Annotated in this window: 16 protein-coding genes; 8 read left to right on the top strand and 8 right to left on the bottom strand. The window is 71.3% G+C overall.

Annotation, left to right across the window (positions count from 1 at the left end; all coding sequences use genetic code 11):
• From KDM41_10440 to KDM41_10405, 8 genes are all read right to left on the bottom strand, one after another.
• Positions 1-1,498, bottom strand: a 1,498-nt coding sequence (locus tag KDM41_10440) for an alkaline phosphatase family protein (protein ID MCB1183842.1), incomplete at its 3' end; no start/stop codon positions are given.
• 190 nt (positions 1,499-1,688) lie between these two features.
• Positions 1,689-3,668, bottom strand: a complete 1,980-nt coding sequence (locus tag KDM41_10435; protein MCB1183841.1) for a TlpA family protein disulfide reductase — start codon at positions 3,666-3,668, stop codon at positions 1,689-1,691.
• 31 nt (positions 3,669-3,699) lie between these two features.
• A complete protein-coding gene (locus tag KDM41_10430) occupies positions 3,700-5,049 on the bottom strand; it encodes a T9SS type A sorting domain-containing protein (protein ID MCB1183840.1) in 1,350 nt (449 codons plus the stop codon).
• The gene (locus tag KDM41_10425; GenBank protein MCB1183839.1) at positions 5,046-6,299 is read right to left on the bottom strand and encodes a PEGA domain-containing protein; all 1,254 of its coding nucleotides are present in this window, start codon (positions 6,297-6,299) and stop codon (positions 5,046-5,048) included. The genes KDM41_10430 and KDM41_10425 overlap by 4 nt, the downstream gene beginning before the upstream one ends.
• A 160-nt stretch (positions 6,300-6,459) precedes the next feature.
• Positions 6,460-7,257, bottom strand: a complete 798-nt coding sequence (locus KDM41_10420; GenBank protein MCB1183838.1) for a glycosyltransferase family 2 protein — start codon at positions 7,255-7,257, stop codon at positions 6,460-6,462.
• Between the two features lie 140 nt (positions 7,258-7,397).
• Positions 7,398-9,188 carry an acyl-CoA dehydrogenase family protein gene (locus KDM41_10415; GenBank protein MCB1183837.1) on the bottom strand — a complete coding sequence of 597 codons (1,791 nt, stop codon included), beginning with the start codon at positions 9,186-9,188 and terminating at the stop codon, positions 7,398-7,400.
• A 30-nt stretch (positions 9,189-9,218) separates the two neighbouring features.
• Positions 9,219-10,403 (bottom strand): thiolase family protein, encoded by a 1,185-nt coding sequence (locus KDM41_10410; GenBank protein MCB1183836.1) that lies wholly within the window; start codon positions 10,401-10,403, stop codon positions 9,219-9,221.
• A gap of 24 nt (positions 10,404-10,427) precedes the next feature.
• Positions 10,428-12,845, bottom strand: coding sequence for a 3-hydroxyacyl-CoA dehydrogenase/enoyl-CoA hydratase family protein (locus tag KDM41_10405; protein MCB1183835.1), 2,418 nt, complete (start codon positions 12,843-12,845; stop codon positions 10,428-10,430).
• A 257-nt stretch (positions 12,846-13,102) separates the two neighbouring features.
• Between KDM41_10405 and KDM41_10400 the strand changes: the two genes are divergently transcribed.
• From KDM41_10400 to KDM41_10365, 8 genes are all read left to right on the top strand, one after another.
• Positions 13,103-13,687: a TetR/AcrR family transcriptional regulator gene (locus KDM41_10400; protein ID MCB1183834.1), complete on the top strand. Its 585-nt coding sequence runs from the start codon at positions 13,103-13,105 to the stop codon at positions 13,685-13,687.
• 341 nt (positions 13,688-14,028) lie between these two features.
• Positions 14,029-17,094, top strand: a complete 3,066-nt coding sequence (locus KDM41_10395; GenBank protein ID MCB1183833.1) for a hypothetical protein — start codon at positions 14,029-14,031, stop codon at positions 17,092-17,094.
• 11 nt (positions 17,095-17,105) lie between these two features.
• Positions 17,106-18,374 carry a hypothetical protein gene (locus KDM41_10390; protein MCB1183832.1) on the top strand — a complete coding sequence of 423 codons (1,269 nt, stop codon included), beginning with the start codon at positions 17,106-17,108 and terminating at the stop codon, positions 18,372-18,374.
• 10 nt (positions 18,375-18,384) lie between these two features.
• A complete protein-coding gene (locus tag KDM41_10385) occupies positions 18,385-21,483 on the top strand; it encodes a tetratricopeptide repeat protein (protein MCB1183831.1) in 3,099 nt (1,032 codons plus the stop codon).
• Positions 21,484-21,530: 47 nt separating this feature from the next.
• Positions 21,531-22,244 (top strand): MotA/TolQ/ExbB proton channel family protein, encoded by a 714-nt coding sequence (locus tag KDM41_10380; GenBank protein MCB1183830.1) that lies wholly within the window; start codon positions 21,531-21,533, stop codon positions 22,242-22,244.
• Between the two features lies 1 nt (position 22,245).
• A complete protein-coding gene (locus tag KDM41_10375) occupies positions 22,246-22,665 on the top strand; it encodes a biopolymer transporter ExbD (protein MCB1183829.1) in 420 nt (139 codons plus the stop codon).
• A 9-nt stretch (positions 22,666-22,674) separates the two neighbouring features.
• Positions 22,675-23,103, top strand: coding sequence for a biopolymer transporter ExbD (locus KDM41_10370; protein ID MCB1183828.1), 429 nt, complete (start codon positions 22,675-22,677; stop codon positions 23,101-23,103).
• Positions 23,100-23,432, top strand: a 333-nt coding sequence (locus KDM41_10365; GenBank protein MCB1183827.1) for a hypothetical protein, incomplete at its 3' end; no start/stop codon positions are given. The genes KDM41_10370 and KDM41_10365, both read left to right, overlap by 4 nt.

Here is a 23,432-nt window from a genome sequence, read left to right as displayed (position 1 = left end):
GCCGCAGCCGGTCCACCGCCTCCCGCGCGCGACCCTGCCGCAGCAGCACGGTCGCCAGGTTGACCGCCTCCGCGGGGGAGGCCGCCGGCTCCCCGCCGTCGTCCTGGCCGGCGATGTAGCCGAGGGAGCGCAGCATGCTGGTGAGGTTGGCCGTCGCGGTGGCATCGCCGCCGGGCGCCCGGCCCGGCGCGAACGGCGTGGTTTCCCACGTGACGACGCTGCGCACCGGTCGCGCCGCCACGGCGACCGGATCGAGGGCCGCGGTGAGCACGCGGCCCGGCATGTCCGCGCCCACGGGCAGGCCGAGGGCGTGGAGCACGGTGGGCGCCACGTCGTAGATGTCGGCGTCCTCGAGGCGGGCGCCCGGACGCACCTCCGGACCGCTGATGATCACGATCCCGTCGAGCATGTGGTCGTCGTCGGCGGTCTCGATGTGGAAGGCGTCCTCCTTGCGGCGCTCGTCGCCCACGCGGAAGCCGTGGTCGCTGACGACGATGACGGTCGTCGCGGGTCCGCGGGCGGCCAGCAGCTCGCCCAGCAGCGCGTCCTGCCAGCGCCAGTAGGCCGCCACCACGTCCCGGTAGGCGGCGAACTCGTCGGCCGCGATCCAGGGCTGGCGGGGCGGTTGGTGGTCGCCGAAGAGATGCATCACCGCGTCGGTGCCCTCGAAGTAGACGGCCAGCAGGTCGGGCCGTCCGCGCTCGAGTTCGGTCAGGGCCAGGTCGACGTAGCCGCGGCTCGTGGCCATGGCCTGCCGCAGGTGGTTCACCGGGTGGGCGTAGGGGTCGGCGTCGGCAGCGAAGACCAGCTCGGCCGGATCGCGATGGACCATGGCCGCCACCTGCGCCAGGGGCACGTCGGCCGGTCCGGGCAGCAGGCGCCGCACGTCGGCCATCAACTCCGGCGGCCAGGTCTTGCCGCGATCGTCGGCCTCACGCCCGTTCACGCCGAAGCTGTGCCAGCCCACGTAGTCGCTGATCAGGAATCCCGCGACCGGATCGGCCGGATAGGTGGCCCACCAGCCGATGACGCCGCTGGTCAGATCGGCGTCGGCGGCCATGTTCCAGAACGAGCGGACCCGGCGCTGGGCGCTGCTCACGGGGACCATGCCGCCGTCGGCGTTCTCGGTCATGAACCAGGCCACCCCGTGGGTGTCGGGCGACCGCCCGGTGGCGATCGTGGTCCACAGCACCGGCGAGATCAGGGGCGGCTCCGAGCGCAGGCGGCCCCACGCGCCCTGGCGGCGCAGGGCGGCCAGGTGGGGCAGTTCGCCCGCCTCGATCATGGGGTCGAGCAGGTCCCAGTCGGCCCCGTCCAGGCCGATGACCCACACCTCGGGGCCGGGATCGGCGCCGCATCCCGCCAGGAGCACGATCAGGACGAGGGCCGGGAGGCCGGCCGGGAGCGACAGGAATGCGGAGCGCCGCGGCAGGCGGCGGGACGGGGCAGGGGTGTCCGGACGGCAGATCCGGGCGACCGCGCGGGCGAAGCGGGTCATGTCGGTGTCCTTCCACGGGGCGGCAGGGCACGCCTGCAGGGAGCGGCGCGCAGCCGGGCCGGGGCCCGTGTCTCGGCGGTGTGGCGACTGAATAGGCGACGGCCCATGGCGAGAGACCAGCCGGAGTGATGAGTCGACTGGTCAAGATAACGAATTCCGGCGGCGCATGTTGCACCGCCGGACGTTTTTTTCAATATCTGAACGTACCGAAGAGTTCGACGCCCGCGAAGGCGGGTTCGTACTTGCAGACGCCGCCCGAACAGAGGTAGCCGGCCTGGCGCTCGCCGAACCAGAGGTTGAGGTCGCCGCCGCGCGGGAGGCTCCAGCTGATCTGGCCCGCGGGGAAGGGTCCTGATCCTTCGCCGGGCTCGCGCTGCTCGTCGTACTTGTTGTTGGTCTCGACGATGGCGGCGAAGGCCCAACGGGGCGCCATCTCGTATTCGAGCTTGAACCACTGCTGGTCCCAGGCGCCGGGATCGATGGCCGGGGAGCCCTCGGGGCGCACGTGCTGCTGCTCGGCCTGCAGGGTGAACGAATGGCTCTCCGTGGCGAACCAGGTCAGCTCGGCGGCCGCGGTCTGGCGCAGGCCCTTGCTGTCCTGGTAGCCGAAGGCGCCGACGAGGCGGAAGTCGCCGCGGCGCCCGCTGGCCACGCTGGCGTAGGCCAGCTGGTACACCGTGCCGCCGTCCTGGCGTTCGATGTCGGCCCCGCTGAGCAGCACCGACAGGCCGTCGTCGCCGGAGTAGAGCAGGTCGAGGTTGCGCCCCACCTCGTCGTTGGCATTCAGGGTGTGGGGCGCGCGGTTCAGCAGGGTCCAGGTGAGCTCCCGCGCCAGGGCGGGGGGCTGGTTCAGGGCGGTGGTGCCGTCGGCCCGGCTGACGACCTCGAACCGCTCGTAGTCGCTGGCCTCGAAGGAGGCCGAGAAGGCGCCGGCATAGAGGTTGAGGTTGCCGTACCAGGCCCGCCCGAAGTCCGCCTCGTCGTCGAAGGGGTCGTAGTCGTAGCCCGTCTTGGCACCGGCCTCGACGTAGTAGTCGCCCCAGCCGAAGTTCTGCCGGATGCGCCCGGAGACCACGTTCTCCCGGTGGACGCGCCCCATGGGATCGACGTAGTCGTCGGGGCGGTAGGTCAGGCCGGTGACGCCCACCTGCAGGCCGCCCAGGGGATTCACCTCGAGGTCGAGACCCCGCAGGTCGACGTCGGCCGCGAGCGGGGTGCCGGAGAACGCCTGGGCCTTGACGCCGTGGCCCTCGTACCGGGCGTAGAGGCCGTCCAGCCGCGTGTCGACGCGCACGGTGCGGTCCTCGTAGGCGTTGAAGACCAGGCCCCGGCCGAAGATGCCCGTGAAATGGCCCGCGCGGATCAGCACGTCGCCGCGGGCGAACTCGAAGTAGCGGTGGGCGATCTCGTTGCTGCGGTCGCCCTCCTCGCTGGGCGCCCGGCTGTTCAGCATGACGCCGGTGCGGAAGTCGCCGAACCGGTAGGCCACATCGAGCCAGTTTTCGAAGATCTCCCGACGCGTGTCCGTGTCGTAGCTGTACTCGAAGCGGTCGGTGGCGGTGACGGTCTCGGCCCAGTCCGGCCGCCCGGGCGCCGCGGCGGGGGGCGCCTCGCCATGGGGTGGGGCCTCGCCGTCGACGGCGGCCCGCAGGACGGCTTCGAGCTCGCGCTCGTCGCCCTCCTTGTAGCCGATGTGGCGGTAGATCTCGCGGCCGTGGGTGTCGAAGACGATGAGGAACGGCACCGCCGGGCCCACCTGCAGCAGCTCCTGCACGCGGGCGCCCGGATCGAGCAGCACCGTCAGGTTCTCCCAGCCGCGCGAGCGCACGAAGGGGGCCACCTTGGCCACCGACTTCGAGGCGTCGGTGCTGACCGCGAGGACGGTCAGCCGATCGCCGTACTCGCCGGCGATGCGGTCGAGGTGGGGCAGTTCCTTGAGGCAGGGCTTGCACCAGGTGGCCCAGAACGAAACCACGACCGGCCCGCGGGCCAGCTGGTCGTGGAACGAGACGGTGCGGCCGTCGATGGCCTCGAGGCTCCAGGCCGGCGCGGCCGGGGCGACGGCTCCGGCGGCGTCCGGCGCCGATCCGACCAGGACCAGCAGCATCACGATCAGGCTTCCCGGCGCCGCAAGCCGGCGCCCGACGATCGCGGCGATCGTCCCGCTCATTCCCATCCTCCCGGGGTGATGTCCGCGGCCCCTACTTGACCAGGGCCAGCTTCACGACGTCGAGCCCGTCACCCACCTGCACGCGCGCGAGGTAGATGCCGGTGGCCAGGCCGCGGCCGGCGTCGTCCCGGCCGTCCCAGGTGACGGTCTGGGGCCCGGGCGCGGCGACCCCTGCCTGCAGGCGCCGCACGAGCCGCCCCTGCAGGTCGTGGATGCGCACGGAGACGGGCTGCTCCCGCTCGCCGCCGACCTCGAAGCGGATGGTCGTGCGGGGGTTGAACGGGTTCGGCCAGGCGCGTGCGGCCACGGGCCGCGGGGCGTGTTCGGCGGCCGTCGTCCCGGCCGCGAAGAAGGCCAGGGTGCGGGTCATGAAGTCGGTGCGGGCGGTGTCGGTGGCGATGCCCGCGATGTCGAAGCCCGCCACGGCGACCTTGGCGGTGCCCACGATGTTCCACACCAGCGCGGTGCCGCCGCCGCCCCAGGTCAGGCTCGTCGCCGCCGAGCCCCAGGGGGCGAGCACGTCGCCGCCGTCGACGCTGTAGCTCGCGCCGCCGTAGGCGTAGCTGCCGGAGGCCGCGGAGACCGTGTCGAGGCTGCCGGTGTCGGCGACCCAGGCGGCACCCATGCGCTCGCGCAGCCAGTCGCGCGCGGCGATGTCGTAGCCGGGACTGCCCGGATCCGCGGCGGCGGTCACGAGGTCCAGGCCGGCCAGCAGCAGGTGGCCGCCGCCGTCCACATAGGTGTCCAGGGCAGCGCGCTCGGCGGCGTCCGGGTAGACGGCGCCCGCGCCGGCCAGCCAGACCACCGCGGGGTAGCCGGCGAGGTCGGCGGCGAGGGCCTTGCCCATGTTCGCCTGGTCCCAGACGGCCGTCACGGCGCCCGCCGCAGTGGCCGCCGTCTCCACGAGACCGGCCCCGAGACCGGCGGCCTCGCCGGACGCGTCGATCAGCAGCAGGTCCAGGTCGGGGGTGACCACGGAGAAGGTCTGCTGGGCGACCTGACCGGGGTCGGCGCTGCTGCTGAGGGTGATGTGGGAGCGGCCCCGGCCGGGCGTGGTGATGGGCGTCAGGTCGATGAGCAGGTCGATGGACTGTCCGGGCGCCAGTTCGAGGTCGATGTCGAGCACGAACGGCGGGTAGCACAGCTCCTCCTCGCACAGCGAGGCGGCCCAGGCCGCGGGGATGTCCTTGACCAGGTTCACGTGCACGGTGTCGGGAGCCGCGCCGGTGTTCGTCACCACGGTGTGGAACGACTTCAGCTGGAAGTAGTCGCTCACGGCGCCGGTCTCGGCGAAATCCCAGGCGAAGGTGGCGGCGGCCGGCGCGGCGGACAGGGCGGCCAGGGCCAGGCCCAGGGCGGCGAGGGCAAGGGGTTTCCTCATGGATCGATTCCTTTGCTCGAGGTCGACTCGCCGAAGGAGCCGGCCTGCAGGATGGCCAGGTCGCTGTTGCGCTGGACGAAGGCCACGACGGTCAGGTTGTCGAGGGGCCAGTCGCCGCGCACGAGCTCGACGCGGAAGGTCTGGGGCGTGCCCGCGGTCAGGGAGCCGAGGGCGGGCGGCACGTCGACACGATCGCGGAAGACGTGGTGGAACACCGATTGGCCGTTGGAGCCCACGGTCAGGCCCCGTTCGGCGAAATCGATCTCCTTCTCGTAGAGGGCCACGAAGAGCACGTGGCCGCTCAGGTCGACGTCGGCGGCCGGATCGAGCGTCACGTCGACCGGGATGGTGGTGGCCGTGAAATCGGCCGCCACGTCGATGCGGAAACCGGGATCGATCGCCAGTCCGGATGCGACCTCGGCGGCGATGCCGTCGACGTCGGCGTAGTCGGCGGTGGCGACCCCGTCCACGTAGAGGATGGGCAAGTTGAAGAAGAAATAGAGCTCGAAGCGGTCGGCGTTCTCCGCGGCGTTGGCCAGGTAGAGCGGATCGCCCGGGCCCGGGAAGCTGGTGCTGTACTCGATGTAGAGCATGCGGTCGGGCGAGAGGTCGGGCCGGTCGGCCAGCGCGAGCAGCGCTTCGGTGAGCTGCGGGCAGGGGCCGCAGTCGACGTTGCCGAAGCCCTCGAGGATGACCGTGCGCTGCGGCCGCAGGGCGAAGGTGTCGGCGGCGAGGGTGTCGGTCCGGCCCGCGACCACGTCGACGGTCGTCGCGAGGGGAGCCACGAGATAGGTGTCCAGACGCAGGGCGATCTGGTGGGGGCCCTCGGCTACTCCGACCAGCGTGGCGGGCGTGACGAGGCCCGTGTCGTCGCCGTCGAGGAGCACCGCGGCGCCCGCCGGATCGCTGGTCACGTGCAGGGCGGTCTGCGACAGGGCGAAAGCCACGTCGCGGGTCTGGCCGGCGGCCAGGTCGATCTCGTCGCTGGCCGGGGCGGAGAGGTATCCGGCGAGGGCGACGCTCACCCGGTAGAGGTCCGGCGCCAGGCCCGTGAAGGTGTGGGGGGTGACCTCGCCGGTGGGCCGGCCGTCGAAGAGGATCGCCGCGCCGGCCGGATCGGAGGTGACGGTGAGCGACCCGGGAGCGTAGACGGGGGCCTCGCGGCCACAGGCGACCAGCAGCAGGGCGCATCCGCAAAGCAGGCTCACCAGGGCCAAGCCCTTGCGGCTGTTGGGTTTGTCAAACTCCACGCTGGGCACCTGTCGGCAGCGGCCGGTGCGGGGCAACGGCCGGATGAAAGGCGGGCGGGGCGATCTCCACCAAGTATAGGTCCGGGGGCGGATGGGCGTCAATGGCGTCGCTTCCGGCCTGCCGGCACGCCGACCCGGGTGGCGGGCCCCCGCGGGCCGCTCAGCGACCGCCGCGGTCGAGGAAGAGCCGTTTGAGATGCTTGAGAAAGGTGTACTGGGACGCGTAGAGGCCGGTCAGGAAGCCGACCTCGCCGTCGCGCCAGCCCCCTTTGGCCACGTACCACTTGAACCAGGCGCTGGTGGCGTGGCTGAAGACGCCGAACCACGACGTCGCCTGCCCCTTGCGCACCATCTCGCGCGCGGCCAGTCCCGAGTACAGGTTCAGCTTGGCGTAGAGCCGCTCGACGGTGTCGCCGCTGTAGTGGTGCAGGGCGCCCGCGTGGATGCGCTCGTCGCTCGTGACGCCCTCCGGCGACTCGTGCACCAGGTTGCCCACCTCGCTGTAGCGCACCCGCGTGCGGTCGAAGAGCCGGATCGGGTAGTCGGGGCTCTCGACCGGCAGCAGGCAGCGGATCTCCCGCCCGAACAGGTACCACCGTCGCCGCAGCTTGAAGGCCTCGACGTCGCGGCCATCCGGACCACCCGGACGGAATCCGGCCGCCTTCAGGCCCGCGAGGTGCGCCGCCATCTCCGCGTCCATGATCTCGTCCGAGTCCAGGGCCAGCACCCAGTCGTGGGCGCAGGCGTCCTGGGCGAAGTTGCGCTGGGCGCCGAAGTGGTCGAAGGGGCGCTCGAGCCAGCGGGCGCCGTGGCGTTCGGCGATGGCGCGGGTGCCGTCGCTGGAGCCGGAGTCGACCACGACGATCTCGTCGGCGAGCCCGCGCACGGCGCCGAGCACGGCGTCGAGGTGCTCCTCGCTGTCGCGGGTCAGGACGTAGACGGACAGGGGCGTGGCCATGGGGCTCCGGCGGGTTGGGGGTCCGGGCGCAGTCTACCGGGCGCAGCGCGGCCTGGCCAGCCCCAAGCGGCGGCCGGATGCACGACGCCCCGGACCAGGCGGCCCGGGGCGTCGCGTCGAGGGTGCGGGCCCAAGGCCCCTCAACCGGTGGTGTAGCCTTCGGCGGCGATGATCGCCTCGGCGATCACGTCGTGCAGGGCGGTGCGGTTCACCGGGTCGTGCTTGGTCAGGCGCCGCACACCGGCGGCGTAGGTGCGCAGCTCGTCGCCCGCGACCGTGGCGCCCAGGACGCTGCGCGCCCAGGTCGTCACCTTGTCCATGGCGTCGTGCACCGACAGGGTGAGCATGGCCGCCATCAGCGCCGCGCTCTCCTCGCCGTCCTTCTCGGCCTTCTTCAGGGTGCGCAGCAGGGCGCTCTCGCAGGCGTAGGCGGCCATGGTGATGTCCGCCACGTCCGACAGCACCTCCTGCTGGTCCTTCAATTCCATGCCGAACTTCTGGGCCGCCAGGCCCAGGGTCGCCAGCACGACCTTCTTCATGTTGGCCACGAGCTTGGCCTCGTCCTCGAGGAAGGCGGGCTCGCCGGGCTCGTCGAACGAGGGCAGGCCGGTGAGCTCCTCGGCCACCGCGGTGGCGGCCTGCAGGAAGGGCAGTTCGCCCTTCATGGCCTTCTTCATGATCATGCCCGGCACCAGCATGCGGTTGATCTCGTTGGTGCCCTCGAAGATGCGGTTGATGCGCTCGTCGCGGTACAGGCGCTCCAGGGGGTACTCCTGGCAGTAGCCGTAGCCGCCGAGCATCTGCAGGCATTCCTCGGCGGCCAGGGCGCAGGCCTCGCTGGCGTACACCTTGATCATCGAGCACTCGATGCTGAACTCCTCGACCTGCTGGATCGACTTGCGGTCGTACTCGGGATCGCTCTTGTCGAGGGTGGCGATGGCCGCGTCGAGCAGGCCCGCCGTGCGGTACACCATGCTCTCGGCCATGAACGTCGCGGCCGCCACGTCGGCGATCTTGCGGCGGATCAGGCCGAAGCTGCACAGGGGCTGGCCGAACTGGTGGCGCTCCCTGGTGTAGGGCACGGCGGCCTCGATGGCGAGCTTGGCGCCGCCGGTGGTGCTGGCGCCCAGCTTGAAGCGGCCCACGTTCAGGATGTTGAAGGCGATGTGGTGGCCCTTGCCGATCTCGCCCAGCACGTTCTCCACCGGCACCTCGACATCCTCGAAGGTGATGGCGCAGGTCGAGGAGCCCTTGATGCCCATCTTCTTCTCCTCGGCGCCGATGGTGACGCCGGGCGCCGTCAGGTCGACGATGAAGCCGGTGAAGTGCTCGCCGTCGATCTTCGCGAAGAGGATGATCATCTCCGCGTAGCCCGCATTGGTGATGTACTGCTTGGAGCCGTTGATCACGTAGTGGGTGCCCGCCGCATTCAGCCTGGCGGTGGTGGCGGCGGCCAGGGCGTCCGAACCGCTGCCGGGCTCGGTCAGGCCGTAGCAGGTCAGGCGCTCGCCGGTGGCCAGGCCGGGCAGGTATTTCCGCTTCTGCTCCTCGTTGCCGAAGTAGACGATGGGCAGGGTGCCGATGCCGGCCTGGGCGCCGTGGGTCACGGCGAACGAGCCCGAGCGCGAGATCTTCTCGCTGACGAGCATGATCGTGGCCTTGTCGCTGCCCATGCCGCCGTAGGCCTCGGGGATGTCGGCCATCAGCAGGCCCATCTCGCCGGCCTTCTTCAGCAGGCCCTTGCCGAGGGTCGTGTCGCCCTTGTACTCGAGCTCCTCGCTGATGGGCACCACGTGCCGCGCGCAGAAGTCGTCGACGGTCTGGGCGATCATGCGCTGGGTCTCGTTGAAGTCCTCGGGGGTGAAGCAATCGGCCGGGGCCGTCTCCTTCAGCAGGAACTCCCCACCGGTGGGATAGGTCTTGACGGTCATGTCGGTTCTCCTCGCTGTCGGTTGGCGTTCCTAGATCGCTTCGAAGATGCCGGCGGCGCCCATGCCCGTGCCGATGCACATGGTCACCAGGGCGTACCTGCCGCCGCGTCGTTTCAGTTCGTGCAGGGCGCTCGCGGTGAGCTTGGCGCCGGTGCAGCCGAGAGGATGGCCCAGGGCGATGGCGCCGCCGTTGGGATTCACCCTCGGATCATCGGCCGCGAGGCCCAGATTCTTGAGCACGGCCAGGCTCTGGGCCGCGAAGGCCTCGTTCAGCTCGATCACGTCCATCTGCTCCAGTTTCAGGCCGGTCAGGGCCATGACCTTCGGCACGGCGGCCACCGGCCCGATGCCCATGATGTCCGGCTCGACCCCGGCCACCGCGTAGCCCACGAAGCGGGCCAGGGGCGTGGCACCGATCTCGGCGGCCAGTTCCGGCGTCGTCAGCAGGGTCGCCGCGGCGCCGTCGCTCATCTGGGAGCTGTTGCCGGCGGTGACGGTCCCGGTGGCCTTGAAGGCGGGCTTCAGGCGGGCCAGGGCCGCGGCGGTGGTGTCGGCGCGCGGGCCTTCGTCGACCTTGAACTCGACTTCCTGCAGTCCCGGGCGGCCGTTCTTCTGCCTGGCCGGCAGGGCGGCCATGACCGGGACGATCTCATCCGCGAAGCGCCCGGCCTCGATGGCCGCGACGGCCTTCATGTGGCTGCGGTAGCTGAACTCGTCCTGGGCCTCGCGGCTGATCCCGTCGCGCACGACGAGGTTCTCGGCCGTCAGGCCCATGTTGGTCAGGTATTCGGGGTGCTCGCTGGCCATCTGCGGGCTGGGCAGGTAGCGCAGGCCGCCCAGCGGCACGCAGGTCATGGACTCGGTGCCGCCGGCGATGATGCAGTCCTCCTGGCCGGAGGCGATCTTCAGGGCGCCGAGGTTGATGGTCTCGAGCCCGGAGCTGCAGAACCGGTTGACGGTCATGCCGGGCACCGTGACCGGCAGACCCGCCATGAGGGCGATGTTGCGGCCCACGTTCATGCCCTGCTCGGCTTCGGGCATGGCACAGCCCATGATCACGTCCCCGATCCGGGCAGGGTCCAGCCCGGGCGCGTCCGCGAGCAGGCCCCGCACCACGGCGGCGCCGAGATCGTCGGGGCGGGTGTGGCGCAGCGTACCCTTGTGGGCGCGTCCGACGGCGGTGCGGCGGGAGCTGACGACGACGACTTCTCTCATGTCTCTATCTCCTCTGTCTTCCCGCTAGTTCCGCAGGGGTTTTCCGGTTTTCAGCAGGCTTTCCATGCGCTCGAGGGTCTTGCGTTCGCCCAGCAGGCGCATGAACGATTCGCGCTCGAGGTCGAGCATGTCCTGCTCGGTGACGGTGGTGCCCGGCGGCACCACGCCGCCGGCCAGGATCTTCGCCAGCTCCATGCCGATCTTGCGGTCGTGGGCCGACACGTAGCCGCCCTGCTCCATGTTGAAGAGGACGGACTCGGCCAGGGCGATGCCCGCGGTGCCCAGGACCGGGATGGCCTGGTCCGGGCCGGGGCTGGCATGGTGACCGGCCGCGAGGGCCAGGGCCAGGTCTTTGGCGTCGGCCGCCAGGTGGTCGCGGTTCAGCGACCACGAGTCGCCCGGCCTGAGGAAGCCCAGCTCCCGGGCTTCGGCGGCGCTGGTGGCCACCTTGGCCGTGCCGATGGTCTCGAAGGTCTTGCGGAAGGCGGGCTGCAGGTCGCGCGGGTCGAGCAGCATGGCCACGTTGCGCTGGTACAGCCTGAGGCAGCCGCCGCCGGCGGGGATCACGCCCGCGCCGAATTCCACCAGCCCGATGTAGGTCTCGGCCGCGGCGCGCACGGCGTTGCCGCCCATGGTGATCTCGCAGCCGCCGCCGAGGGCCAGGCCCGCGGGAGCCGTGACCACGGGCACGCCGCAGTGCTCGAGGCGCCCGGTGGCGGCCTGGAAGGCGCGGATGATCAGGTTGATGTCGTCCCAGTTGCCCTCCATGGCCTCCATCATGAGCATCATCAGGTTCGCCCCGACGGAGAAGTTGTCCGCCAGGTTGGTCACCACCAGGGCCTGCCAGTTCCTCTCGGCCTCGGTGCAGGCGCTCATGATCATGTTCAGGGAGTCCTGCCCGATGGCGTTCATCTTCGAGTGGAACTCGAGCCCCAGGACGCCGTCGCCCAGGTCGAGCAGGCTGGCGCCGGGGTTGCGCCTGATCTCGCGGCCGGCGGCGCGCAGGACGTCGAAGTCGAAGATGCGCTCGTCCTGCGGCACGGGGGCGAAGACGCCCGGCGTCGCGGTCGGCGATTCGGGCACCCCGTCGGTCGCGCGGTACAGCGACTCGGCGCCGCTCTCGTAGAGGGCGGTCAGCCAGGCGGGCAGGGGCAGGCCGTCGGCCTGCATGCGCTCGGTCACCTTGCGGAAACCGAGGGCGTCCCACACCTCGAACGGGCCCAGGTCCCAGTTGAAGCCCCACCTGACGGCGCGGTCGATCTCGACGGCCTGGTCGCAGATCTCGCCCAGCCGCATGGCGCTGTAGGAGAAGCTGGCGCTCAGCATCTTCCAGATGGCCTCCCCGGCCCGGCCCTTGCCGAAGGCCAGGGTCTGCAGCCGCTGGGGCAGGTCCTCGATGCTCTTGGCGGCGGCGATCTCGGCGAACTTCGCCGACTGCTTCTCGCGGTACTCCAGCGTCTCGAGATCGAGGGTGAAGAACCGCCTGCCCTCGTCGGTCTTCTCCATCCGGTAGAAGCCGGCGCCGCTCTTGCGACCCAGCAGGCCCTTGGCCACCATCTGCCGCACCACCTCCGGCACCACGAAGACGTCGCGCGCTTCGTCGTCCGGGATCAGCGGATGGATGTTGTCGGCGACGTGCAGGAAGGTGTCCAGGCCCACCAGGTCGGCGAGCTGGAAGGTCGCCGTCTTGGGGCGTCCGATGGCCGGTCCGGTCAGGGCGTCGACCTCCTCGATGGTCAGGCCCATCTCGTTCATCACGCGGATGGTCGCCATCATGGCGTGCACGCCGACGCGGTTGGCGACGAAGTTGGGCGTGTCCTTGGCCAGCACGATGCCCTTGCCGAGACGGTCGCGGGCGAAGTCGCAGACGAAGTCGAGCACGGCGGGGTCGGTGTCGGCGGTGGGGATGACCTCGAACAGCTTCATGTAGCGCGGGGGATTGAAGAAGTGCGTGCCCAGGAAGCGGGGGCGCAGGGCGTCGGGCAGCACCGCGGCCATCTCGGCCAGGCCCAGGCCCGAGGTGTTCGAACTGAGGATGGCGTCGGGCCCGATATGCGGCGCCACGTTGCCGAAGACGAGCTTCTTGATGGCCATGTCTTCCTTGACGACCTCGATGACCCAGTCGCAGTCCTTCAGCTTCGCGAGGTCGTCCTCGAGGTTGCCGATCCCGATGAGGTCGAGCCGGTCCGCGGCGTACACGGGAGACGGCTTCTGCTTGCGGAGGGCGGCCACGCTGTCGGCGGCGATGCGGTTGCGCACGCGGGGATCGTCAAGCCCGAGGCCGGCGGCCTGTTCCTGCGCGTTCGGTTCGCGGGGGACGATGTCCAGGACGAGGGAGGGAATCCCGGCGTTGGCGAAATGGGCCGCGATGCCGCTGCCCATGACCCCGGACCCGAGAACGGCGACTTTCCTGATCTGCCGGCGCCCGGTCTGGCTCTCCATGGCTGATCCGCCTCTCGTTGGCGTGGGGAGGAGGCCCCGCTGGAGGAGGTGCCGCCGGCCCCGATGGAAGGATTAATGAATGATCATTCAGTAGTGTAGCGCGGTTCCGCCACCGTGTCAATCGCCCAATCAAGCGGAGAATATGCTTTTTCGATGGCGTGAATCTGTGATATAATGCGATTTCCAGACCGGCGAAGGCACCGCGCCCGGGGCGGTGCGGAAATGAATCGCACTTCAATGACAACGGGGATCGATCCATGGCCCGCAGCGCCACCGGAATGAAACGGGAAGCCATCCTCGACGCGGCGGTGGTGGAGATCGCCAACCACGGCTACTACCAGACCACCGTGGCCATGATCGCCAAGCGGGCCGGGGTGGCCGACGGCACCATCTACCTCTATTTCGGCAACAAGGAGGAGATCCTCTTCTCCCTCTTCGACCGGGCCATGGAGCGCTTCATCGCCCTGGGCAAGTCCGAGCTCGAGAAGATCGGCGACGCCGAAAGCAAATTGCGCCAGATCATCGAGTTGCATCTCTCGCTGGTGGGCCGCGACCGCGACCTGGCGATCATCACCCAGGTCGAACTGCGCCACAGCATCCACTTCATGGACCAGTTCTCCCGCTCGCGGGTGGCCGACTATCTGGCGGTCATCGGCGAGGTCATCGCCCAGGGCTGCCGCGAGGGCGCCTTCCGCTCCGATCTGGACCCGGTCTTCGCCGCCAAGGCCGTCTTCGGCGTGCTCGACGAGATGGCCACCGACTGGGTCCTGTCCCGCCGCAACACCCGCCTGGAGAACAAGGGGCCCGAGGTGGCCGCCTTCGTTCTCGGCGGTCTGCGCTGAGTCCCCGACCGACCGGACCACCCCTGTACGGGAACTGACCGCTCCGCCCCGCGGGGCGCCACGGTCCGGCAACCCCGGGCGGAGGGCCCGGGAATTCTGCAAGTCGAGAATCAATCAGGCCTAACAACTTCGGCCCCCGTCGCTTGACCTGGCGCCGCCCGGCGCCGGTCGCCGGGCGCCCGACCGTCCGATCCCCTCCCCGACCCTACAGGAATCCTTGGCACGCGACTTGTACCTCGGCCGCCGATGGCCATCGCTGCGCGCGGTGGCACCAGCGAGCTAGGCACCGGTCGCGGGCGAGGGCCCGGGCCGATCCGACGAACCCAGCGGAAGGGAAAGCCGTGCGGTCGCATAGGAAACGGAATTCCGGCTTCATGCCGGTCATGGGGATCCTGCTCGGGACGCTGCTGATGAGCGGCACCGCGCTGGCCCAGACCGGGCCGTTCACCCGCCTGCAGGTGCTCCTGCCCGGCGAGGAGGCGGCCCCGGGCACCCTGACGGGCAAGACGGGCAGCCCCGACGCCCAGACGGTGGGCGTGCCCTTCACCGTGCTGATCCGGGCCGTGGACGACGACTGGAACACCGTCGCCGGCGTCACGGACGCCGTGTCCTGGAACAGCACCGACGAGAGCGCCGCCCTGCCCGCCGACGGTCCCCTGACCGCCGGCGAACGCAGCGCCGAGGTGACCCTCAATGCGGCCGGGACTTTTACCATCTCCGGTCAGGATCTGAGCGACCCGACCATCGACGAGGCCTATTCGGCCAACGTGACCGCCGTGGTGCTGGCGGGATTCGTCTTCGACGACATCAACCAGAAGCATCACGACGCGGGTGAGCCGTTCACCATCGGCATCACGGCCGTCGATCCGGGCGGCAACCCCGTCGCCGGCTACTCCGGCCCCGTGAGCCTGCAGCAGTTCACCAGCTACGGTCTCGGGCGCATGAGCCCCGACACCGTGACCCTGGCCGGCGGTCGCTGGGAGGGCGAGGTCGCCCTCTACCGCGCCGACGAGACCAACATCAACCGCGGCAACGTGAACATCTACGCCTTCCTGCCGGGCGACACGTCGATCAACGGCGCCAGCAACCCGTTCCTGGTGCATCCGGGCGCCCTGAAGCGCGTGCTGCTCGTGCTGCCGGGCCAGACGCCCCAACCGGGCACCGTCGAGGGCGTCAGCGGCACGCCGGCGTCCCAGGGCGCCATGCAGTCGTTCACCGTCGACCTCTACGCCACCGACGACTACTGGAACTTCGTGTCGGCCGCCGACATGGTGCGCATCACGGCGAGCGATCCCCAGGCCAACACGCCGGTGACGACGACCCTGTCCGCCGGCTTCGGCCAGGCCACGCTGCACCTGGGCACCGTGGGGGCCCAGACCCTCACCGCCACCGACCTGTCCAACGGCACCGTGCGCAGCATGACCACGGCCCCGATCATGGTCATCCCGAGCTTCGCCGACCACTTCGTGTTCGACGCGCTGCCCGCCGCGATCATCGCGGGCGAGCAGACCCTCGTGCGCATCCGCGCCACCGACGCGGGCGGCAACACCATCGCCAACTTCAACGGCGACGCGATCCTCACCGCGAACACGGGCGCGGGCAGCATCTCGCCCGAGTCGATCAGCTTCACCAGCGGCGAGTGGATCGGCGTGATGCGGTTCTTCGGCGCGGGCGGCGGCGTGCAGGTCACGTGCGCCGACTACGCCACGCCGCCCCACACCGGCACCAGCGCCGCGACCCAGGTCCTGCCCGGACCCTACGTGGCGACCCAGGTCGTCATGCCCGGCCAGACGGCCATGGGCGGCACCGCCGACGGCATCGAGGGCACGCCCGACGAGCAGGACGCGGGGCAGGAGTTCACGGTCCAGGTGCGCGCCGTCGACCGCTACTTCAACCGGGTCACGGGCATCAACAACCCCATCGTCTTCGAGTCGCCGGACGCGAACCTGACCGCGCCCGCCACCGTCAACCTGGTCAACGGCGAGGCCTTCGTGCCCCTGACCATCGTGCTCGCCGGCAACCAGACCCTCGCGGCCCGGGACCTGGCCAGCCAGGGCATCACCGCGCCGCCGTCGGCCACGTTCCACGTGGCGGCCGGCCCGTACGCCCGCCTGCTCCTGCTCGCTCCCGGCGAGGAGGCCCTGGCCGGCGCCGCCGACGGCCGCAGCGGCAGCGCCACCGACCAGTCCATCACCTATCTCTTCACGCTGACGGCCATGGCTACCGACGCCTGGTACAACCAGGTGCGGGGCGTGGGCGATATCGTGCACCTGACCTGCACCGACGCCAACGCCACCCTGCCCGCCGACCTGGCCCTGACCGACGGCCTCGCGTTCGTCGGCGTGCGTCTGGCCACGGGGGGCTTCCAGCAGTTCACCCTGACCAGCATCAGCACCCCGTCGGCCACGGCCAGCAGCACCCAGGTGCGCGCCATCAGCAGCGGGCTGCACCTCGAGGCGACCATCGCCGAGACGGCGGTCCAGGCCGGCGTGGCCTTCACCCTGCAGGTCGACATGGTCAACGACGCGGGCAGCATCATCCAGGAGATCAACTCCGAGGTGAACGTGGCCGTGCGGCACGCGACGACCGGCCAGCCGGGCCGGGGCGACCTGTCCGCCGCGAGCTTCCAGCTCCTGCAGGGCCGCCGCACCATCAGCCTCACGTACACCTACGCCGAACCCATCATCCTGGAGATCTCCGACGCCAACGGGGCGGAGCCCGGCCTGACCGGCGCCCTGAACGTGGCGCCCGGCGCTCCGGCGGTGCTCGCCCTGGACAGCGACCCGCAGTGGGTGCGGGCCAACCGGACGGCCCTCGTGCGGGCCCGCATCGTCGACGCGTGGGAGAACCCCGTGCCCGACCAGTCGGTGACCTTCGCCACCGCTCCCGGCGACAGCGGTTCGCTGCTGCCGCGGGAGAGCGACGGCGTCGCCAAGGCCGACGACAAGTCCGTGGTCGCCGTCACCGGCGCCGACGGCTGGGCCTACGTCGACTACCACAGCCCGCGCTTCGCCCAGATGGCGCACGTGCTCGCCAGCAGCGGCAACCTGAGCGCCGCCTTCGAGCTGGAGACCGCCCTGGTCGACCCGAACGCGCCGGGCGGCCACATCACGAACTATCCGAACCCGTTCCACCCCGACGAGACCCCGACCACCATCGCCTACGTCCTGGACGACGACGCGCAGGTCAGGGTCCGCATCTACACCGTGAGCGGCAGTCTGGTCGTCGACCGGACCCACGCCAGCGGCGACACCGGGGGCAGCGCGGGACTGAACGAGATCCAGTGGGACGGCCGCAACGGCGACGGGGAACCCGTGGCCAGCGGCGGCTACATCGTCTACGTCGAGGCCGAAGGAAACGGCGCGACCCAGCATGTCATGCGCCGCAAGGTCGGCGTGGTGTGGTAGCAGGAGGCACCATGAAAACCAGCAAGACCGAACGCACGACGTGGCGCAACAGGGCGGCGGGCCTGGCCTGCATCCTGGCCCTTGCGAGCTGCGCGCCGCAGGCCGCCCGCGCCGCGTCGGACGCCAACGGGGGCCTGCCGGGCGACTGGCTCAGCCGCTACGCGAGTCCCTGGAGCGTGGGCCTCGGCGGGGCCACCGTCGCCACGGGCCACGAGCCCCAGGGCGCCCTGTGGAATCCGGCCGGACTGTCGTGGCTGCGGCGGAACACCGTCCAGGCCACCACGACCCGCCTCTTCGACGACACCTCGGTCAGCGGGCTGGCCTTCGCCGTGCCCGGCGACCGGCTGCCGACCTTCGGCCTGAACATCCTCTACCTGAAGTCGGGCGAGTTCGAGCGCACCAACGAGCTCAACGAGAGCCTCGGCACCTTCGACGAGGGCGACATGGTCGTGGCCGCGGGCGCGTCCCACCGGATCGCCGACCGGCTCAGCGTGGGGGCGAACGTGAAGCTCGTGCGCCAGACGGTCGAGGAGTTCAGCGGCGGCGGCATCGGCTTCGACCTCGGCGTCATGGCCGAACCGCTGGCCGGGGTCCGGCTGGGCGCGTCGGCCCTGAACCTCGGCGGTCCCACCATCACCCTGCGCGAGAAGGACGAGTCCTACGCCCAGGAGCTGCGCGGCGGCGTGGCCGTCAGCCTGCTCCAGGGGGCGGGACTGGTTTCGGCCGAGGCCGTGCATCGCGAGGGACCGGGGGCCGAGTACCGCATCGGCGGCCAGTTCTCCGTGGGCGCCCTCGACCTGCGATTGGGCTGGCACATCGAGAACATCGCCGCCGGCTTCAGCTACACCTTCGACAACGGCCTGAGCCTCGACTACGGCATGAACGACCACGAGCTGGGCATGGTGCACCGCTTCGGCGTGAACTACGCCTTCGGCGGCTTCTTCGCCGACACCGAGGCCAAGCCCGCCGTGTTCTCGCCCATGGGCCGCCAGCCCGTGACGCGATTCGTGATCACGGCCCACACCCGCGACGACGTGGACAGCTGGACCCTGACCATCACCGACCGCTCGGGCGAGGTCGTCCGCAGCTACGCGGGCCAGGGCCAGCCGCCCGCCCACATCGTCTGGGACGGCAAGGGCCGCACCGGGCTGCCGCTGCCGGATGGCCGCTACACCTACGTGCTGCGGGTGACGGAAACCGACGGCCGCGTCACCGACGGCCGTGCGCGCACCGTCGAGATCGCCACCGGCGGTCCGCAGGGTTCGATTGGAGTGCAGTAGGATGAACGCCATGAACCGCCATCTCCGCGTCCTCGTCTGCGCCGGCTGCGTCCTCCTGGGCGCCGTCGACGGGGCGGGGGCGGCCGCGCCGGACGCACCGCGCGGCCTGACCGCCTTCGGTCTCGACTACGAAGCCGCCCGCCTGGCCGGCGCCGTGGGAGACCGCACCGGCCTGGAGTCCCTGGCCCGCGCTCTCGACGCCGCCGACCTGGACGGCCTGTCGGGCGGGCGCCGGGACGAGATCGCCGCCCTGTGGGGCGCGGTCCATGCGGCTCTGGGGCAGAACGACGAAGCCGGCGACGCCTGGCGCCGCGCCGCGGACAGGGCCCCGACGCCGGCCGATCGCGCGGCGGCGCTCTTCCGCGCCACCGAGTCCGCGGCCGCCGGCCTGGCGGGCGCCGACAACGAGCGCGAAGCCGAGCTGTGGCGGAAGTGGCTGGCCGAATGGCCCGAAAGCCCGCTGGCCTTCGCCGCCGAACTGCGCCTGGCCTGGATCCACCTGCGCGAGCAGGACCCGGCCGCCGCGCGGGCCGTGCTCGACGAGCAGGCCGAGCGCCGGCCCTGGGCCGGCGACACGCCGCCGCACCGCTTCGCGCGGGCCATGGCGGCCTATCTGGAGAGCGACCCCGCCACGGCCCTCGCGCTGGTGGAGGGCGACGCGTCCGGTCCCGCGCCGCTGTACCTGGCGGCCCTGTGCCGCCTGGACCTCGGCCAGCACCTGCAGGCGGCCGCGGCCTTCCAACAGGTCACCGTGCTGCATCCGGGTTCGGCCCTGCACGATCGGGCGCTCTTCGCCAAGGCGAACACCTTCCTCAACTCCCGCGTCTACCGCAGCGCCGCCGAGGACTTCGCCCGCGTTGCGGCCGAGGTGCGCGACCCGGCCGTGCGGGCCGAGGCCGAGCTGCGGCGGGCCGCCGCCATCTATCTCGACGGCGATCTGGACACGGCGGTCCGGGCCCTGCGCGAGGTCGTCATCGTGCACGAGGGCACCGACATCGCCGCCCGCGGCCAGTTCCTGCTGGGCGAGGTCATGGTGGCCCGCGGCGACTATCCCGCCGCCATCGTCGAGTACACCCAGGTGCTGACCCACTACTTCGACCAGTCCGTGGCGGCCAGCGCCCAGTACCGCCTCGGCCGCTGCTACGCGGCCATGAACAAGCCCGCCGACGCCACGGCCGCCTACATGGCGGTGGTGGCCGGCTATCCGCAGGAGCCCGAGGCCCCGGCCGCGGCCTACCTCGCCGGCAACGCCCTGCTCGACGCGGGCGACCCGCGCGGGGCCGTGCCCTACTTCCAGATCGTCCTGGACCGCTACGCCGCCGACGAGGACGGGGGCGGCACCCTGGTCTTCGCCAGCGCCGACCACCAGGAGCTCGTCGAGGCCGCCCTCTGCATGCTCGAGGTGGCCTGGCACCGCACGGGCGACCTCGGCCAGCTGACCGGGGCGCCGCACACCCTGCTCGTCAAGTCGCCGCCGAGCCGGTCGAGCTGGCGGGCGTGGACCGTCCTGATCGACGCCGACGCCATGGCCAGCCAGGGCAACTACGCCGGGGCCCGTGCCGCCCTCGAGGGACTGCGCGCCGACTTCCCCCTGCATCCGGCCGTGACGCCGGCCAACCAGCTCCTGGCCTGGACCTACGCCCAGCAGGGCGAACAGGACCTGGCCATCGCCACCAGCGAGCAGATGCTCGACCGCTACACCGGCGAGGGCGACCTGCGCCCCTTCAGCCAGGCGCTGCTGAACGTGGCCCACGTGCGCTTCAACCAGGGCCGTTTCGAAGCGGCCGTCGAGGCCTACGAGGAGTTCCTCGGCCGCTATCCCGGTGCCGAGCAGCGGCTGCTGGCCCTGTACCAGGCCGGACTCTGCTACCTGCGACTCGACCGCGGCGGCGACGCCATCGACCGCTGGGAAGCCATCGTGCGCACCGATCCGGACGTGCCCATCGCCGAGAAGGCCTGGGCCCGGGCGGGCGACCTCTACTTCCAGGCCGAGAGCTACGCCGACGCCAAGCGGTGCTACCAGGGCCTGCTCGACAACTTCCGCACCACCCAGGCGGCGGCCCTCGGCCAGCTGCGCATCGCCCAGTGCGACTACAACGCCGGCGCCGACGCCGCCGCGGTCGCGGGCTACGAGGTCGTCGTCTCGCGCTTCCCGGACTCGCCGCTGCGCCGCGAGGCGGACAAGGGCATCGAGATGGCCCTGTACCGCATGGGCCAGCGCGAGGACGGCGTCGCGGAACTCGGGCTGCTGCTCGAGAAGTATCCGCGGAGCTCGTTCGCGCCGGACGCCCAGTTCCAGATCGCGAACCGCCTCTACGAGACGGACGACTTCACGGCGGCGGCCGACGAGTACCGCCGGGTGGTGAGCAACTATCCGGGCTACGCCTCGGCGGACCGGGCCCAGTTCCTCATGGCCGAGTCGCTGGAGAAGGCCGGCGCCGAGGCCCAGGCCGGCCTGGCCTACGAGCAGTTCCTGGGCTTCTTCGGCGAGAGCGACCTTTCGACGGCGGCCCGCTTCCGCCTCGGCATGAACCACTTCCAGTCCGAGCGCTACGCGCCGGCGGCCGAGAGCTTCGCCGCCGTGCTCGCGGCCGGCGCCGAACCCGAGATCGCCAAGGCGTCCCTGTTCAACCTCGGGTTGTGCACGCGGCTGCAGGGCGACCTGGACGCGGCGGCGGGCCACTTCACGGCCTACCGCGACGCCTACCCGCGCGACGAGCGGGTCGCCGAGGTGAACTTCCAGCTCGGCGACACCTACGACCGCGCCGGCCGGGTGGCCGACGCCATCGCGGCCTACCGGGCGGCCATCCTGGCCAAGCCCGACCCCGCCCTGTACGCCGAGACGTACTACCGCATGGGCGGATGCTTCGAGAAGTCCGACAACCGGAAGAAGGCCATCGAGGCGTACGCCCTGGCGTCCCGCGGCGGGCCGGCCGAGGATCCGTTCCGCCTCTCGGCCGTCGCGCGCTGCGCCGTGCTCTACGAGGACGCCGAGCGCTACGAGGACGCCCTGGCCAGCTACCGGGACCTGATGAACAACGCCGCGGATCCGGACCTGGTGGCCGCCGCCAGCGGCCGGGCCGCGGAGATCGCCGCAGCACTGCAGTAGGAAGGGCGCCGGTGCGACCGGCGCGGGATCCACCTGAAGGAGAAGACATGTTCGTGGAATTCGATTGGCTCGGCGCCGTGACCGAGAGCCCCATCCTGATGGTGCTCCTGGCCTGCAGCGTGTTCACCCTGGGCTTCGCCCTCGAGCGGCTCATCTACTTCCGCAAGCGCACCGGCGACGCCGACGCGACCCTCGTCGACGCGCTGCAGTCGGTCCGGCGGGGCGAGATCGCCGAGGCCGTGGCCTACTGCAAGAGCAACCACCACCCCATGGGCGCCGTCGCCGCGGCCACCATCCGCGGCTACCAGAGCGCGCCGGCCGAGACCGAGGAGGTCATGCAGGTGGCCCTCAGCCAGCAGAAACTGCTGCTCGAGCGGAACACCGGCCTGCTGGGCACCATGGCGGCCATCGCGCCGCTGATCGGTCTGCTCGGCACGGTGTGGGGCATCATGCGGGCCTTCCATGCCATGAGCGCGGCCGGCGCGGCGTCGCCCTCGGTGGTGGCCGCCGGCGTGGCCGAGGCCCTCGTGACGACGGCGGCGGGCCTGGTCATCGCCGTGCCCGCGGTCATGCTCTACAACCACTTCAACCGGCGCATGAACACCATGCTGACGGTGGCGGAGAACCACACGCGCAGCCTGTGCGTGGCCCTGCGCGAACACGACGCCGGCGCCGCGGCCGAGGTCGCCGAGGTCATCCGCGCCGCTGGCGCCGCCGGCAAGGCCGTCGCGCGCGACGTGGCCGTCGCGGTGGGGAGCTGACGTGAGCCGCTTCCGCTGGAACCGCACGCCGCAGGAGGATGGTCCCCTCGCCGAGGTGAACATGACGCCGCTGATCGACGTCTCCCTCGTGCTGGTGATCATCCTGCTGCTGGCGACGCCGCTGGCCTTCGAGGCGAGCTTCGAGCTGGGCCGCACGAGCACGGCCCGCACCGAGGTCTCCGAAGCGGGGCTCGTGCCGCGCGTGGAGGTCGGCATCCTCTCGGACGCCGAGGTCCGGGTGAACGACCTCGTCGTGCCGGTGGCCGATCTGCCGGCGACCATCGCGCCCCTGATCGCGCTGGCCACGGACAAGCAGGTCGCCGTCCGGTGCGCCGACGGCGTCAGCCACGGCACCTTCGTGCAGGTGCTCGACATCACCAAGCTCAGCGGGGCCATGGGCATCGCCGTGGCCCGCAACTGAGGGGACGACATGAGAGAACCGCTGGTGCAATCGGCACCCCTGCTGACCCGGATCAACGTCACGCCGATCATCGACGTGGCCCTGGTGCTGGTCATCATCCTGCTGGTGACGGCGCCCATGCTGTCGGTGGCCGACCTCGAGGTCGACCTGCCGCAGGCCCGCACCCGCGACCTGGAGGAGACGGGCTACGTCGCGATCACCGTCGGCTCCGACGGCCAGGTGGCCGTCGACGACCAGGTGCTCGACGGGCCCGACCAGATCGCACCCGTGCTGCGCAACCGCCGCGCCCTGAGCGCGACCGGCGAGCTGGCCGTGGTCGTGCGGGCCGACGCGCGCATGTCCCACGCCGAGGTGCGCGACATCCTCGACGCGGCCCGCAGCGGCGGTGCGACGCGGGTCGGCATCGCGACCCGTCAGACCGAGGGGAGCGCCCCGTGACCGCGCTGACCCTGAACCACGAATTCGGCCTCATGCGCCTGCGCTTCCAGCGCACGCTGGTCGTGAGCGTCCTGCTCCACGCGGCGCTGCTCGCGGCCATCGCCGCCGTGCGCGACCTGGCGCCGGCGCCGGACGCGATCATCGAGATCACCTGGCTCGAGCAGCCGGCCCCGCCGGAGCTCGCGGCGGCCCCCGAGGCCGAGACGATCACGCCGATCGAACAGCCGGCCCCGCCGCCCGCACGCGTCGAGCCGAACCTCTCCGTGAAGGAGAAGCTGGCCCGCGCCGGCCAGGACCGGACCCCGGTGCGCGAGAAGCTCGGCCGGCTC

The sequence above is a fragment of the bacterium genome (genome assembly GCA_020440705.1).
Lineage (GTDB): Bacteria > Krumholzibacteriota > Krumholzibacteriia > LZORAL124-64-63 > LZORAL124-64-63 > JAGRNP01.
The sequence above is the reverse complement of the archived record's forward strand: the minus strand, read 5'-3'. Positions and strand labels throughout refer to the sequence as shown.